Here is a 14,216-nt window from a genome sequence, read left to right as displayed (position 1 = left end):
ATCTTGCGAGCCTCGTCCTCAACCGTCTGGGCGTGCACCTCGAAGCGGCCCGCCATCGCCCGCATTTCGTGCGGGTCGGTCATAAAACGTGTTGCCATTTAATTTCTCCTTGTCGTTCAAGCCTTCAATGTCGAAGTCTTAACAGTTGTAATTGATGCGGTGGTGGCCGCGTTATGGACAGATTACGGCCTACCGGTTAACTGATCGCCTCAAACGGGTGACATGCACCCCCTTATTTCCCGTATCGGTGGTCCCGACATCAGACAACAACCTGCTTGGGCATGACGATCGGCTTGAAGCCGTACCGCGGTCCGGAGCCGTAGGCACCGGCGCCCTTGGCGGCCGCGGCCATGCCAGGCATGCCGGGCATCGCCGTAACCGGTTCGGCCTCGGCCGCCGCCGTCCACCCCGAGCCCTCGAGGGGAGCGGTGGAGGAGGCCAGCGACGCCGGGGCGGCCGCATTCCAGCCGGCCGGCACCGACAGTCCGCCGACCGCGGAGGCCTCGCCCAGGGCGGCCGACGCTCCCGCGCCCGACACCGAGCCCACCATGGTGCCCTGCACCATTCCACCGGCGAGCGGAGTGACGGAATCGGTGAGCGCGAACGGGATCGACGGCACGGAACCCAGTGTGTGCCCCAGCGAGACCGCCGTCGGGATGGTGTTGCAGACCCACCAGGCCGCGGTGTTGACGGCGCCGTTGATGCCGTTGAACACCGACGGGGTGCCGATGAACTGGTCAATCGAGTCCAGGAGGCCCGTGCTTTGAACCGGGATGGAGGCGGCGGCCAAGGGCGCCGCGTTGGAGACGGGACCGAGTAGCGCCTGGGTCGTGCCGCTCGTCGAGTCGGCGGCGAGGGCGGTGCTGCTCGCGGCCGCGGCCGTCCCAGGGTTGGTGGTCGACGTCAGCGGCGTGACGGGGGTAAGGACCCCGGCCGCCGCCGAGGCGACCTGGTACGCGGCCATCATGGCGGCGTCCTGGGCCCACATGGCGGCGTACTGCGCTTCGGTCGCCGCGATCGCGGCCGAATTGACGCCGAGGAAGTTGGTCGCGACGAGCGTCGCCAGCAACGTCCGGTTGGCCGCGATCACCGGCGGGGGCACAGTCGCTGCCCACGCCGCTTCGTAAGCGGCCGCCGAGGCGGTGGCCTGCGCGCTCGCCTGCTCGAGCGTCGTCGCCGTCTCGGTCAGGTAGGTGATGATGGGTTGCGCGGCGGCCGCGGCCGCCGCCGATCCGCCGCCGGTCCAGTTCTCGGTGGTGAGCAGCGAGACGATCGACTCCCACTGGGCTGCCGTGGTGCTCACCTCGGCGGCCAGGTTGGCGTAGGCCGACGCGGCGGCCATCAGCGGTGCGGCGCCGGCGCCGGCGTACATGAGCGCGGAGGTGATCTCCGGGGGAATTGCTGCAAAGTCAAGAACCATTTGTGTTTCCCGCTCCTTTTGTCTTTGAAATCTGAAGTTTTGAGGAAATGGCCGGAGGTTAGACGGCCGTCGGCTTGGGCATGACGATCGGCTTGACGCCGTAGCGCGGGGCGCCGAAGCCGGCACTGTTGCGCGCGGCCGCGCCCATCCCCGGCATGCCCGGGATGATCCCGCCCGTGCCGGCCTGCGGCGCGGCGGCGGTCCAGCCCACCGTCTCCAGCGGTGCCGCGCTCGTGCCGACCACCGGGGTGGCGGGAGTGGCCCAAGTCGGCGGCACGGATAGATTGCCGACCAGGCTGGCCTGGCCCGCCGCTGCGGCGGGCAGCGCGCCCATGCCGGCCATGCCGCCACCGGCCATCGGCGTCGTGACGTCGGCGAGGCCGGCGGCGTCCGCGGCGGAGCCGGCGGCGTCGGCCGCGGAGGTGTCGAGCAGACCGCCACCGGCCAGACCCAGGAGGTCGGAACCGGCGGAGGCCCAGTTGCCGAAACCGATGTTCCCGATGTTCGCCCCGTTACTCGAAAGGCCGAAGATCCCTCCAAGCATCGCCGGGTTGGTGCCATTGGTGCCGGTGTTACCGAGGAGATACCCGAGCAAATCGAGGGGGTTGGTGGTGGGGGTGGAAGAAGCTGCGAGGGGGGCTGCGTTCAAGGCTTGAAGACTTGCCTGGCCCGCGTTGATGGCCTCGGTGTCGCCGTAGCTGCCGGAGCTGATGCCCAGGGTCTGTGCGTAATTCTGCAGCAAGGTCTGGGCCTCGGTGGCGATCGCCTGGTACTGGGTTCCGTAGGCCGTGAAGATCGCCGCCTGCTGAGCCGACACCGGGTCGGCGGCGGCCGGAGCGATCATCGTGGTCGCCGCCGCGGCGCCCGCGTTCTGCGCCGCCAGGTTGGTGTTTATCCCCGACAGCAGCTGCTCGGCAGCTAGCATCTCTTCTGTCTGTGTTGTCAGAAAAGCCATCTATTGCTCCTAGTGTTCGGAACGAGTCGACCCCCATGCGGCGGATCGACCTGAGTGTTTACGTAACGGCCCCTGTGCGTTGGCGTAACACTAACGACCCACGAGTCCACGTTCCCGGCCGAAAGCGCCGGGGTGACAGCCGTTTACGGCTTCTTAACGATGAGGCCGCTAGTTTTAACACGGTCCTGCCGGACGACATAGCGGTGTGATCTGTTGCCTGAAGGAAAACCGTGGTTAAGCTGCGCGGGCGCGGATCTTAGCTGACACACTTTCGCATCGCATCTTGCAAATTTCGGTTATTTCGAGCGGGATGCGATGTCCCGGATTCGGCACCGGCGCGCTACATTCGCCGCCGAGCCCCCATAGCCCAATTGGCAGAGGCAGCGGACTTAAAATCCGCCCAGTGTCGGTTCGAGTCCGACTGGGGGCACCGGCGTCCGCGCAGGTCAGTGCGTGCAGCGCGAGAATGGCCGCCCGTCACCCCCAGCCTGTTTGCCCGGCCTCTGATCCGGCGATCGAATCGGGGCCATCCTGCTATTCGAGGTAGAGCCTTTATGCCCTGTCTGGCTGGCGGGCTCGGGGCGAAGGATCACCGTTCACAGGACTTAGGAGGTCGACGGTGATCAAGCAAGCCATCGTGGGCGCCGCGGTGGTGCTCATCGTCACCGGCTGCTCACCCCAAAAACACGCCAGCGGTGGCGGCACCACCACGACAACGTCTCACACCCAGGCCGTGCGCGGATGGGTCCAACTGACTCAGGACCACATGCAAGACCTGGGTATCGCCATGGGCAAGGCCACCTTCGCCATCGGTAGTAGGGACAACGCCGCTCTCGGGGCGGCCTGCCACGAGGGCCATGACGCGGCGAGCTTCCTGCAGGGCCATATGCCCTCCCCGAACAAAGAACTCACCGACGCGCTGCAAGCCAGCCTCGACGACTTCGACGCCGCCTCCCACTTCTGCGTCGCAGCGGTCGAGGACAACGATCCGAACGAGGCCCGCCACGCGGGCGAGTTCATGAACTCTGCCGAGGGGCACCTCACGACCGCCACCGCCATCCGCGATCGCATCGTCAACGGGCCCGGATAGTCCCATCGCGAGGCCGGCCTCTCGGTCCCCATCGGCCGTGCCGGAAAGCGACGAATGGTCCGATGCCGGAGGACCTTGGCCCCTACCTCCAGTTGGGGCGCAGGGCGACAGTGAGATCAAACGCGTCGCCGCAACCGAGACGCAACCGAGAGAGGATAAGGACATGAATCGCGAAGTGAGCAAATTCTTCTGCGGAGCGTTCGCCGGAATCGCCTATGCGCACGCGGGTTACGCCATCGCCGCATCCGCCGGCATCATCGACGAACCCATCTTCCTCGGCAGGAAGTGGGGCGTCGGATACATGTGGACAGAGGCCGTTGTCTATACCGCGATCAGCGCCGCCCTTGGTTACGCCGGCTGGCGCACGCAACCCGTCAACTTGCGTGAGGTAAGCGCGCCGGAGACAAGCGGGCAGACCGAGCAGGGTGTGGGCGAGGCGAAGGTGCCCCTGTCGACGTCGAATTGATCGTTCTCGACGGGATGCAGCCACAAAAGGAGACCGCAGCCGGTATGAACGTTCGTCTCGGGAAGTGGTCGGCCAGCTGTGCTGTCCTGCTGTTCGCCGTCGTGCCGTTCTCCTCGGCATCAGCATCAGCAGATCCAGTCGATGATGCGTTCATCGCGTCCCTGGTGAACTACGGGATCGAAGTGCGAGACAGCGACACCGCGATCGCGATGGCCCACCGGGTATGCACGGGATTCGACAACAACGCAAATGCGAGCGTTCTGGCGCTGAAGGTGAAGCGCGACACCGATCTCACGATGAGGGAATCCAGCTACTTCGTCGGCCTGTCCGTGGCCGCCTACTGCCCGCAGTACCGGGGGCAGATCGACAGTTCGCTGATCTGGCTGATCCCGGGTCCCCCGCTGATGTGAACGCCGAGGCACGGCGTCAGCAAGCCGAGGGGCACGAGGCGCAGTAAGTTGGTCGCGACCGCCACCGCGAAGGAGCCGCGCCGAAGTGACCGACGATCCGCGGGGTGACGGTGTCTCCCGTCAATACGATCGGTGGGAGTATCCGCCCCCGGTAACCGATCTCGCGGCGTGGACCAAGAATCACTGGGATTGGTTCGATCCCTTCTGGGCGCACCGCGTTCTGTGGCCCGACCGGGAGTACAAGCCGGACCTCGACATTCTCATCGCGGGTTGCGGCACCTTCCAGGCGGCCGTTTTCGCCTTCATGAACCGCGCCGCCAAAGTGGTCGCGATCGACGTAAGCCGGTCAGCGCTCAAGCACCAGCAGTATCTGAAGGACAAGCACGGCCTGGACAACCTGGAATTGCACCTGCTTCCCATCGAAGAGGTGTCGACGCTGTCCCGCGACTTCGACCTCATCGTGTCCACCGGCGTCTTGCACCACATGGCGGACCCACTGGCCGGGCTCAAAGCGCTTGGCGGCTGCCTGCGCACTGACGGGGCGCTCGGAGTCATGCTTTACGCGAAGTACGGCCGGATCGGGGTCGACATGCTCGAATCGGCGTTCCGCGACCTCGGACTGACGCAGGACGACACATCGGTCCAGTTGGTCAAAGAGGCGATTGCGGTGCTACCCGCGGACCACCCGGTTCGCCCCTACCTGAACGGCGCCCGCGATCTGCTGTCCGACGGCGCCCTGGTCGACACCTTCCTGCACAGTCGCCAGCGCACCTACACCGTCGAAGAATGCCTGGACCTGGTCAGCTCCGCCGGACTGGCATTCCAGGGCTGGTTTCACAAGACGCCGTACTACCCGCATGCCTTCGTCGCGCCGGCGAGCCAGTTCCAGGCGATGTTGAACCAACTACCCGACATCAAACTCTGGTCCGTGATGGAACGCCTGCAGCCCGCGAACGCCACCCACTTCTTCATCGCCTGCCGCCCCGAACGTCCCAAAGAGCATTACGCAATCGATTTCTCGACCGACGGGGCGCTCGACTACGTTCCACTACTGCGGACGGCCTGCCTGCTGTCCGGCGACGAGATCCACGTGCCCGGCACGAAGCTCAAGCTCAACCCGGCTCAGCTGCCGTTCGTTCAGCAGGTCGACGGCCGTCGCACGATCAGGGAGATCATCGAGTCCGTGGCACAGGGCGGCGACATCGGGCCCGAAAACGCCGGCCTGGTAAGGGAATTCGGACGCACGCTGTTCGAGTCGCTGTGGCGTCTCGACTTTTTGGCGATGGCGCTGAATACAACCCCTCCGGCTAGCCGTCAGCTTTTGCCGTGAGCAGGCCCTGCCGTAGCGCGGCAATCGCGTGTGCGGCCCGGTTGGCCACCGTGGTATAGCCTTCTAAATCCGCTGCGCTCTCGGCGTTTTCGGCGAGGCTGCGGGACAGGCGCGCCGTGTCCTTCAAGTTGCGGATCGCCGCCCAAACCGCCGCTTCAAGTTCGTCGCCGTAAGCGACCAGCAGCGACTGGGCGGTCCACGCGTGACCGACCTGGCAGCGGTAGCCGTTGTCGTTAACGGCCATCAGAGCGCCGTTGCAGCTGGGGCAGGTGTACCCGGTCGGCGGCCCCAAATCTTCCATGCCCACGGACGCGGCGAACTGGCTGTCCATCGCGATCTGATTCTCCAGCTCGAGTTGCCCGTCCGGGTCTGCCGCCGGCTCTTCGATGTTGCGATCAGCCAGCTGCGTCAGCAACCTACCGATCTCCTTGGCCGTCGCGGTGTGATCGGCCACGCCGGCCTTAACGGCGTTCTTCGGCAGATCGGGAAACAGAGCGTCCGTCGGTTCCTGGACAACGGTGATTCCTCCTTTGCCCTTGATGGCGCGCAGCCCGGCCACGCCGTCGTCAAGCAGTCCCGACATCAGAACACCGATGGCGCGCGGGCCATAGTCCAGCGCGACGGACCGGAAAAGCGCGTCGATCCCCGGTCGCCGACCGCTCTCCCACGGTCCATCCGACAGCGCCACCCGATGGTCGCGGGCAAGCAGATGGTGATCGGGTACGGCGGCGTATATCCGCCCGGCCTCCAGGACAGCGCCGTCGACCGCCGCGACCGCCGGCAACGGGCCGCTTCGATCGATGATCTGCGCCAGCAGGGAAGGCGCTCCCCGGCTCATGTGGATGACGATCATGACGGCGAACGGAAAATCCGGTGGCATCCCCGCGGCCAGTTCGTTCAACGCTTCGATGCCTCCGGCGGACGCGCCGATCGCCACCACGCCTTCGGCCGGTGTTGCCCTGCGCTCCATAGCTCGACCTAGCCTTGCCCTGTCCTGGCTGACAGCTCGGGAGATCCCGCCACCGTCCGCAAGCGTATGACCTCAACATTGATCCAGGTAGGCGCCGACGCCAAGGGTCATAAGCCCTCTCCTGCTCGCGGCCGCGCGACCGGGAAAGCCCTTGGTGGCGAGGCGATCACAGCGACAAGAGGGGCGTCACGGTTCACATCATGACCCGCGGACCAAATTTTGGGCCTGCCGCCGACGGCGCGGCGAACCGCCACTCATACACTGACCAATCGTGGGCATGCTGTCTGGTCTTGCGCCGTGGATCGCTTATTGGGTGCTCGTCGGTAACGTCCCGTTCCCTGCCGCGGCGTTGGCAGCGCTGGCGATCGCGGCCGTCGCGGTGGTGGTCGGGAGTGTCACCGGCAAGCCGGAGCGGACGCTCGAAATCGGTTCTGCCGCCGTATTTGTGGTGCTCACCGGGCTGACTTTCGCGCGGGATGAGTGGTTCGCCCAACGGTGGATGCTGCCACTCAGCGCCGCCGGGTTCCTCGTGGTGGCCCTGGTCGGAACGCTGACCGGCAAGCCGTTCGTGCGTGCGTTCGTAGCCGCGGAACAACCCGCCGACGTCGCCAAGACCGAGCTGTTCGGCCGGGTCGTCAGCGTCTTGAGCTGGGTCTGGGTGGGGACGGCGGCGGGCATGGCGGTGTCGTCGGCGATCCCGCCGCTGGTACGGGATGACGCCACGATCCTGGACACCAAGACCCCGTTGTCGTACGTGTGTTACTGGCTCATCCCGTTCACGCTGTTGGGCCTGGCGGCGCTGGCATCGCGGTTCCTGCCCGAGCGGATGCTGGTCGGCATCGACGACGTCGCCCGAGAAACCTCGTTCGTCGCGTACGACGAGGCCACCATCGACGAGCTGTACTTCCTCGCCCAGGAACACGCGAACCGAGAGGTCGGCCCCGGCAAGGAGGCCTACAACGTGAAGGTCGGGGGCATGGGGGTCCCGTTGACCGGGGATGAGTCCCGCAAGTCGTGGCCCTCGACCTACAAGGTGCGCGACAAACGGCGCTGAACGCGCGAGGGGTGTTCGGATACGTTGGTTTCCGGACCGGCGCGTGCGCCGACGGGTCCGGTTGCGGCCAACCACGGAGCCCCAAAGGAGTTGCGATGAACGCGCTCAGTCCAGACGCCATCCGGGCGGAAACGATCACCATCACCGGCCACGGCGGTGACGAGATCGAGGCGTACCGGGCTTGCCCAGTCGGTGAGCCGCTCGCCGAGGGGTCCCGCGGCGGAGTCGTGTGGATCCATCACATGCCCGGCTACGACCGTGAGACCAAGGAGTTCGTCCGGCGGCTCGCCGTCAGCGGCTATCACACCGTGGCCCCGAACCTCTATTCGCGCGAGGCCCCGGGTGCGTCACCCGACGACGCCGCGGCGGCGGCGCGAGCGGCGGGCGGCGTGCCCGACGAGCGACTGGTCGGCGATGTCGCCGGTGCGGTGGCGCACCTGCGTTCCTTGCCTGGGGCTACCGGGAAGTTTGGCGTCATCGGGCACTGCTCGGGCGGGCGGCACGCGTACCTGGCGGCGTGTTCGCTGCCCTTCGACGCCGTGGTGGACTGCTACGGCGCGTTCATCGTCGAGGATCCGCCGGAGGGCATGCCCAAGGCCATGAAGCCGATCCTGCAGCTGGCGCCGAACCTGAGCTGCCCGCTACTCGGCCTGTTCGGGCTCGACGACCGCTTCCCGGCTCCACCCGCGGTGGCCGCACTGGACGAGGAGCTGACCAGGCTGAACAAACCGCACGAGTTCCACTCCTACGAGGGCGCGGGACACTCGTTCTTCTCCGTCGATCGGCCCGCCTACCGGCCGGAGGCGGCCGTGGACGGCTGGCGGCGCATCGACGAGTTTTTCGCCACCCAGCTGAAAGGTTAGGTCTCGCCCGCCATGTGCACTTATCTCACCGAACACGTCGGAATCGACGGCAGCGGAAAGGGCGCCACCGGGTGGTTTGGCGCCAGCCGCGCGACGGTCTACGTCGATCACCCGGTCCACGCGCCCTACGGCCACACGGTCAACATCGACGTGATCAACCCCGAACTCGGGCCGTCGGCGCGGGTGGCGCTGGAACTCACCGAGGAGAGCGCGCTAGCGCTGGCCGACGCCATCCGCAAGGCGATCGCCCATGCGCCGGCCGGACTCGCGTCCAAGGACCAGACGTGACCGCCGACCGGGACTACCCGCAGATGGCCGCTGAGCGCGGCCGGGTCGAGCCCGCGCCGCGCCGGGTGCGTGGCTACCTCGGGGATGCGCTGGTCTTCGACACCACGGCAGCGCTCTATGTGTGGGAGGTCCCGTACTACCCGCAGTACTACATCCCGCTGGCCGATGTCCGTGCGGAGTTCCTGCGCGACGAAAACCATTCGCAGAAGGTGCAATTCGGTCCGTCGCGGCTGCACTCCCTAGTGGGTGCCGGCGAGACCCACCCGTCCGCCGCGCGCGTGTTCGACGCCGACGGTGGCGGACCGGTGGCCGGGACGGTGCGATTTGAATGGAACCCGTTGCGCTGGTTCGAGGAAGATGAACCGATCTACGGCCACCCGCGCAATCCGTATTCGCGGGTTGACGCGCTGCGCTCACACCGGCATGTTCGGGTGGAGCTGGACGGAATAGTGCTGGCCGACACCAGTTCTCCGGTTTTGCTATTCGAAACCGGTTTGCCCACAAGGTATTACATCGACCCGACCGATATCGCCTTCGAGCATCTGGAACCCAGCGCCACCCAGACGCTGTGTCCGTACAAGGGGGTGACGTCGGGTTACTGGTCGGTGCGATCGGGCCCCCCTAATGATGAGGCCCTGCAGCCGGACCTGGCCTGGACGTACCACTACCCGTTGCCCGCGGTCGGCCAGATCGCCGGTCTGGTGGCGTTTTACAACGAAAAGCTGGATATCTTCGTCGACGGCGACGCGCTGCCCCGGCCGCGCACCCAGTTCAGTTAGCCAGCGCGGTGTGATCTTTCCCTCTTCGCGCCCCGACCCTGAGAATTTCTTAACCTGGACACTCCACGGCGCTGACCGGGGACGTTAGCGGCGAATGCGAAATCCGCCGGAAGCGCGTTTGCATCAGTTTCGCTACGGGTAAGCGACTGCGATACAGCGTAATTGAAAGCCTGAGCAGAACCTGAGTGCGCGGGGTGACGTAGCTAACGTCGGGGGATTTCAAGGGGTTTGACTCGATTTTTGGCCGGTAGACTCGTAAAAGCAGTCGCGTCAGCGCCTTTTGGTGCTGAGATCCTCGTGGATCTGGAGGCCAAATTGTCGCGCAATTCCCGGCGACGCCGCCTCCGCGCCGACAATATAGCAAAGGCGGTGCAGCGTGAGCGGTATAAACGACCGCAAGCCCTTCCAGGACGATCGAGACGAGCGGGTGTTCGGATTCGACGACGCCCCGGTGGTCCAGATCCCGGTGCGAAACGGTCCGATCAGCGACATCGGCGTCAGCCCCGACGGCACTCGGCTGGTGGTGGCGAATCACGGCCGCGACACGGTCTCGATCGTCGACGCCGATGCGCGTCGGGTGGTGCAGACCGTCACGGGCATCGACGAACCGTTCGCGATCGCCGTGAGCGGCGGTGCCTCCCCGCGCGCCTACATCAGCACCGCGTCCTCCTCGTATGACTCCATCGACGTCGTCGACCTCGCCACGAACGCGCGCGTCGCGACCCATCCGCTGGCCGACCGCGTGAGCGATCTGACCGTGAGCGCCGACGGGAGGTTCGTCTACGCCAGCCGCAACGGCGCCCGCGGCGCCGATGTCGCGGTTGTGGACACCACCACGGATGAGTTCGAGGTGATCGAACTCGCCGCGACACCCGGCACCACCGCGGACTGCGTGCGCATCAGCCCCGACGGGCGCCACCTGTACGCCGCCACCAACGGGCCGTCCGGCGGCGAACTCGTCGTCATCGAGACCGGGGCGCAGTCCGACGGCCGGGCCGGTTCCGGATCCCGTATTGTCGGCGCCTACGAGCTGGGTTTGCCGATCCGCGACGTCGCGCTGAGCAACGACGGCGCCACGGCCTATGTGGCCAGTTGCGGCCCCGTCGTCGGTGCGGTGCTCGACGTGATCGACACCCGGGCCCGCAAGATCACCGCAACCCGCAAGCTCAGCGAGCTCGCCGGTCCGCTCACCCGTTTGGCGCTCAGTCGCGATGGCCGCCGCGCCTACTTGGTCAGCGACGACCGCGTCGCCGTGGTCTGCACGCGAACCCACGACGTCATCGCCGACATCGAGGCGGCGAAGGACTCATCCTGCGTGGTCGAGAGCCCCGACGGCAGGTACCTCTACATCGCCGGCCATTCCGGTGTGGTCACCGTCGTGCCGATCGCCGCGGTCGGGGGACCGGCCGAGCCGTCGACCACCCGGCTGCCCGCGTTGGCTCAGCGGGAACCCGTACTCGCCTAGGGTAATTGCCGACGCCGGCGCCGAACTCGGGCTTAGGGTGGAGGCTGCTGGCGGCTCATCGCCACCGGCCCGGGATGCGGCCACCCGCGTCTCGAGGGTTGACATCAGGCGACGCTGCGCCGGGATCCAAAGGCGGTACCTCAATGGACAGCACGATGCAGGACTTTCCGTTGACGATCACCGCGATCATGCGGCACGGCTGCGGTTTGCACGGCGAGCGCACGGTCACCACCGCCACCGTTGACGGCTACCGGCAAATCAGCTACCGCGAACTGGGTCACGACGCCGCCCGGCTGGCGAACGGATTGCGCCGCCTCGGCATCAACGGGGACCAGCGGGTGGCGACGTTCATGTGGAACAACGCCGAACACCTGACCACCTATCTGGCGGTGCCGTCGATGGGCGCCGTGCTGCACACCCTGAACATCCGCCTGTTCGCCGAGCAGATCGTCTACGTCGCCAACGAGGCCGAAGACCAAGTGGTGTTGGTCGATATGTCGCTGGCCAAGCTGCTCGCCCCGGTGCTGGGCGACCTCAAGACTGTGCACACCGTGATCGCGGTGGGGGAGGGTGACACCGCCCCGTTCGAGGGGTCGGGCAAGACCGTGCTGCGATATGCCGACGTGCTTGCCGGCGAGCCGACCGAGTTCGACTGGCCGCAGATCGACGAGAAGTCCGCGGCCGCAATGTGCTACACCAGTGGCACCACCGGCAACCCGAAAGGTGTTGTCTACAGCCACCGTTCGAGCTACCTGCACACCATGGCGGCCTGCACCACCAACGGTATCGGCGTGGGTTCCGTCGACAGCGTGCTGCCGATTGTGCCGATGTTCCACGCCAACGCGTGGGGCCTGCCCTATGCCGCCCTGATGGCCGGCGCCGACCTCGTCCTGCCCGACCGCCATCTCGACGCGCACTCGCTGATCCGCATGGTGGAGGACCAGCGACCGACCGTGGCGGGCGCGGTGCCCACCATCTGGAACGACGTCCTGCATCGCCTGGAGGAAGAACCCGGCCACGACATGTCGTCCCTGCGGCTGGTGGTCTGTGGGGGCTCGGCCGTTCCGGTGTCGCTGATGCGCACCTTCGAGGAGAACCACGGCGTTCAGATCCGGCAATTGTGGGGCATGACGGAAACCTCCCCGATGGCCACCATGGCGTGGCCCCCGCCGGGAACCCCGGAGGACCAGCATTGGGCGTTCCGCGCCACCCAGGGCCAACCGGTCTGCGGCGTGGAGATGCGGATCGTCGACGACGAAGGTCAGGTGCTGCCCAACGACGGTGACGCCGTGGGCGAGGTGGAAGTCCGCGGCCCATGGATTGCCGGCTCCTACTATCTGACGGCCGACGACTCTAAGTTCGACTCCGGCTGGCTGCGCACCGGCGACGTCGGGCGGCTCGACGAGCGGGGTTTCGTCACCCTGACCGACCGGGCCAAAGACGTCATCAAGTCCGGTGGCGAGTGGATCTCGTCGGTCGAGCTGGAGAACAGCTTGATCGGGCACCCGCATGTGGTCGAGGCCGCGGTGGTCGGCGTGCCCGACGAGCGGTGGCAGGAGCGGCCGCTGGCCGTCGTGGTGGCCAAGGAGGGCACCACAGTCAGCGCCGAGGACCTGCGAAAGTTCCTCGCGGAGAAGGTGGTTCGCTGGTGGCTGCCCGAGCGGTGGGCGTTCGTCGAGGAGATTCCGCGCACCAGTGTCGGCAAGTACGACAAGAAGGCCATCCGGGCGCGCTACGCCGAGCACGGCTACTGGGTGGTCGAGGCCCGCGACTGAGCGCGAGTCTCCGCGAATAACCCAGGGCAGGAAGGAACCCCATGTCCCAGCCGCTTGTCGTCGAACAATCGCACGAGGTGCCCGTCGCGCCCGACGCGGCGTTTCACGGCACGCTGCCCATCCCGTTGCCCGAGATCTTCGGCCGCCGGTACGGGCCGATACCGCCGATCAAGGAGGTGCGGGACCAGACCGGGGCCTGGGACGCAGCGGGTCAGAGCCGCACCATCATCCTGGCCGGCGGCGGCAGGGCGCGCGAAGACCTGACCAGTGTCGACGCGCCGCGATCGTTCGGCTACCGGCTCACCCAGATCCACGGTCCGATGGCGCTGCTGGTCGGCTCGGTCACCGGTGAGTGGGTCTTTACCCCGGCCGGCGGCGGCACCGAGATCACCTGGCGCTGGGCCATTTACCCGAAATCCGTCCTGTCCGCACCGGGCCTGCCGCTCTTCGGGATGGTGTGGAAGCGCTACGCGCGCCGAGTGCTGCTCGACCTCGCCGAGGTGTTGACCCGCTGAAGCTGGGTACCGTCGAGGCCATGTGTCGACTATTCGGGCTACACGCCGGGACTGACGTTTGCACCGCGACGTTTTGGTTGTTGGACGCCCCCGACAGCCTCGCCGATCAGAGCAGAAGGAACCCGGACGGCACGGGCCTGGGGGTCTTCGACGAGCGTGGCCGCCCGCAGCTGGACAAGCAACCCATGGCGGCCTGGGAGGATGCCGCCTTCGCCACCGAAGCCCACGAGCTGACCGGCACCACCTTCATCGCGCATGTGCGTTACGCCACGACCGGTGCGCTCGACGTCCGCAACACCCACCCGTTCCTGCAGGACGGCCGGATCTTCGCGCACAACGGCGTGCTGGAGGGGCTGGACGTTCTCGGCGAACGGCTCCGCGAAGTCGGCACCGGCGATCTGGTCCTGGGTGACACCGATTCCGAGCGGGTGTTCGCGTTGATCACCGCCTCGATCCGGGCGCTCGACGGTGACGTGACCGCGGGCCTGACCGATGCCATGAAATGGCTTGCGGCCAATGTGCCGATCTATGCGGTCAACGTGCTACTGAGCACGGCGACCGACATGTGGGCGCTGCGGTATCCCGAAACCCATGAACTGTACGTCTTGGATCGTTCCGGCGACGCCCCCACCCGGGCCCTGGAATTCGACCTGCGCACCAAGCGAATTCACGCCCGGTCGGAACATCTGTGCACGCGCCCGTCGGTGGTGTTCGCCACCGAACGCATGGACGAAGACCCCCGCTGGCGGCTGCTCGAGCCGGGTGAGCTGGTCCACGTCGACGCCGCGCTGCAAGTCGACCGCAGTCTGATACTTCCCTGTCTCTTATACACATCT

General features: G+C 66.6%; 15 protein-coding genes, 1 tRNA gene and 1 pseudogene. 13 read left to right on the top strand and 4 right to left on the bottom strand.

All coding sequences use genetic code 11. The features are described from left to right. From A5758_RS16250 to A5758_RS16240, 3 genes and pseudogenes are all read right to left on the bottom strand, one after another. Positions 1 to 98: pseudogene (locus tag A5758_RS16250) on the bottom strand (WXG100 family type VII secretion target); the annotation flags it as partial. 161 nt (positions 99 to 259) lie between these two features. After that, a complete protein-coding gene (locus A5758_RS16245) occupies positions 260 to 1,420 on the bottom strand; it encodes a PPE family protein (protein WP_067741891.1) in 1,161 nt (386 codons plus the stop codon). A 58-nt stretch (positions 1,421 to 1,478) separates the two neighbouring features. After that, positions 1,479 to 2,375, bottom strand: coding sequence for a PE domain-containing protein (locus tag A5758_RS16240; protein WP_067741888.1), 897 nt, complete (start codon positions 2,373 to 2,375; stop codon positions 1,479 to 1,481). A gap of 356 nt (positions 2,376 to 2,731) precedes the next feature. Between A5758_RS16240 and A5758_RS16235 the strand changes: the two genes are divergently transcribed. From A5758_RS16235 to A5758_RS16215, 5 genes are all read left to right on the top strand, one after another. Beyond that, positions 2,732 to 2,805, top strand: a tRNA-Leu gene (locus tag A5758_RS16235). 189 nt (positions 2,806 to 2,994) lie between these two features. After that, a complete protein-coding gene (locus A5758_RS16230) occupies positions 2,995 to 3,465 on the top strand; it encodes a hypothetical protein (RefSeq protein ID WP_067741886.1) in 471 nt (156 codons plus the stop codon). A gap of 163 nt (positions 3,466 to 3,628) precedes the next feature. Next, entirely contained in the window at positions 3,629 to 3,931 is a 303-nt protein-coding gene (locus A5758_RS16225) for a hypothetical protein (protein ID WP_067741883.1), read from the top strand. A 44-nt stretch (positions 3,932 to 3,975) separates the two neighbouring features. Then, positions 3,976 to 4,341, top strand: a complete 366-nt coding sequence (locus tag A5758_RS16220) for a DUF732 domain-containing protein (protein WP_067209824.1) — start codon at positions 3,976 to 3,978, stop codon at positions 4,339 to 4,341. Positions 4,342 to 4,426: 85 nt separating this feature from the next. After that, positions 4,427 to 5,671 carry a methyltransferase gene (locus tag A5758_RS16215; RefSeq protein WP_067741881.1) on the top strand — a complete coding sequence of 415 codons (1,245 nt, stop codon included), beginning with the start codon at positions 4,427 to 4,429 and terminating at the stop codon, positions 5,669 to 5,671. Here the strand turns inward: A5758_RS16215 and A5758_RS16210 are convergent. Beyond that, positions 5,649 to 6,641: a chemotaxis protein CheB gene (locus tag A5758_RS16210; RefSeq protein ID WP_067741878.1), complete on the bottom strand. Its 993-nt coding sequence runs from the start codon at positions 6,639 to 6,641 to the stop codon at positions 5,649 to 5,651. The genes A5758_RS16215 and A5758_RS16210 overlap by 23 nt on opposite strands. 271 nt (positions 6,642 to 6,912) lie before the next feature. Here A5758_RS16210 and A5758_RS16205 point away from each other — a divergent pair, with 271 nt between their 5' ends. The 8 genes from A5758_RS16205 to A5758_RS16170 form a co-directional block, all read left to right on the top strand. Continuing rightward, positions 6,913 to 7,695 carry a hypothetical protein gene (locus A5758_RS16205; RefSeq protein WP_067741875.1) on the top strand — a complete coding sequence of 261 codons (783 nt, stop codon included), beginning with the start codon at positions 6,913 to 6,915 and terminating at the stop codon, positions 7,693 to 7,695. A 95-nt stretch (positions 7,696 to 7,790) separates the two neighbouring features. Beyond that, complete coding sequence (locus A5758_RS16200) at positions 7,791 to 8,558, top strand: dienelactone hydrolase family protein (RefSeq protein ID WP_067741872.1); 768 nt, start codon at positions 7,791 to 7,793, stop codon at positions 8,556 to 8,558. A gap of 12 nt (positions 8,559 to 8,570) precedes the next feature. Continuing rightward, complete coding sequence (locus A5758_RS16195) at positions 8,571 to 8,846, top strand: DUF6295 family protein (protein WP_067209807.1); 276 nt, start codon at positions 8,571 to 8,573, stop codon at positions 8,844 to 8,846. Between the two features lie 23 nt (positions 8,847 to 8,869). Further along, entirely contained in the window at positions 8,870 to 9,625 is a 756-nt protein-coding gene (locus tag A5758_RS16190) for a DUF427 domain-containing protein (RefSeq protein ID WP_082939724.1), read from the top strand. A 376-nt stretch (positions 9,626 to 10,001) separates the two neighbouring features. Beyond that, complete coding sequence (locus A5758_RS16185) at positions 10,002 to 11,090, top strand: YncE family protein (protein ID WP_067741867.1); 1,089 nt, start codon at positions 10,002 to 10,004, stop codon at positions 11,088 to 11,090. Between the two features lie 143 nt (positions 11,091 to 11,233). Next, positions 11,234 to 12,865, top strand: a complete 1,632-nt coding sequence (locus A5758_RS16180) for a long-chain fatty acid--CoA ligase (RefSeq protein WP_067741864.1) — start codon at positions 11,234 to 11,236, stop codon at positions 12,863 to 12,865. A 41-nt stretch (positions 12,866 to 12,906) separates the two neighbouring features. Beyond that, the gene (locus A5758_RS16175; RefSeq protein WP_067741861.1) at positions 12,907 to 13,380 is read left to right on the top strand and encodes an SRPBCC family protein; all 474 of its coding nucleotides are present in this window, start codon (positions 12,907 to 12,909) and stop codon (positions 13,378 to 13,380) included. A gap of 20 nt (positions 13,381 to 13,400) precedes the next feature. Further along, positions 13,401 to 14,216: class II glutamine amidotransferase (locus A5758_RS16170; protein WP_067741894.1), on the top strand; the 816-nt coding region annotated here is incomplete at its 3' end.

The organism is Mycobacterium sp. 852014-50255_SCH5639931 (genome assembly GCF_001665605.1).
Classification (GTDB): Bacteria; Actinomycetota; Actinomycetes; order Mycobacteriales; family Mycobacteriaceae; genus Mycobacterium; species Mycobacterium paraffinicum.
Note: the sequence above shows the minus strand (reverse complement) of the source record. Positions and strands in the feature narration are given on the sequence as shown.

Excerpts from the sequence above, each read along its gene's own strand:
- A5758_RS16245 (WP_067741891.1), bottom strand. The coding sequence starts at position 1,420 with ATGGTTCTTGACTTTGCAGCAATTCCCCCGGAGATCACCTCCGCGCTC.
- A5758_RS16220 (WP_067209824.1), top strand. The coding sequence starts at position 3,976 with ATGAACGTTCGTCTCGGGAAGTGGTCGGCCAGCTGTGCTGTCCTGCTG.
- A5758_RS16225 (WP_067741883.1), top strand. The coding sequence starts at position 3,629 with ATGAATCGCGAAGTGAGCAAATTCTTCTGCGGAGCGTTCGCCGGAATC.
- A5758_RS16200 (WP_067741872.1), top strand. The coding sequence starts at position 7,791 with ATGAACGCGCTCAGTCCAGACGCCATCCGGGCGGAAACGATCACCATC.
- A5758_RS16195 (WP_067209807.1), top strand. The coding sequence starts at position 8,571 with ATGTGCACTTATCTCACCGAACACGTCGGAATCGACGGCAGCGGAAAG.
- A5758_RS16175 (WP_067741861.1), top strand. The coding sequence starts at position 12,907 with ATGTCCCAGCCGCTTGTCGTCGAACAATCGCACGAGGTGCCCGTCGCG.
- A5758_RS16190 (WP_082939724.1), top strand. The coding sequence starts at position 8,870 with ATGGCCGCTGAGCGCGGCCGGGTCGAGCCCGCGCCGCGCCGGGTGCGT.
- A5758_RS16180 (WP_067741864.1), top strand. The coding sequence starts at position 11,234 with ATGGACAGCACGATGCAGGACTTTCCGTTGACGATCACCGCGATCATG.
- A5758_RS16240 (WP_067741888.1), bottom strand. The coding sequence starts at position 2,375 with ATGGCTTTTCTGACAACACAGACAGAAGAGATGCTAGCTGCCGAGCAG.
- A5758_RS16210 (WP_067741878.1), bottom strand. The coding sequence starts at position 6,641 with ATGGAGCGCAGGGCAACACCGGCCGAAGGCGTGGTGGCGATCGGCGCG.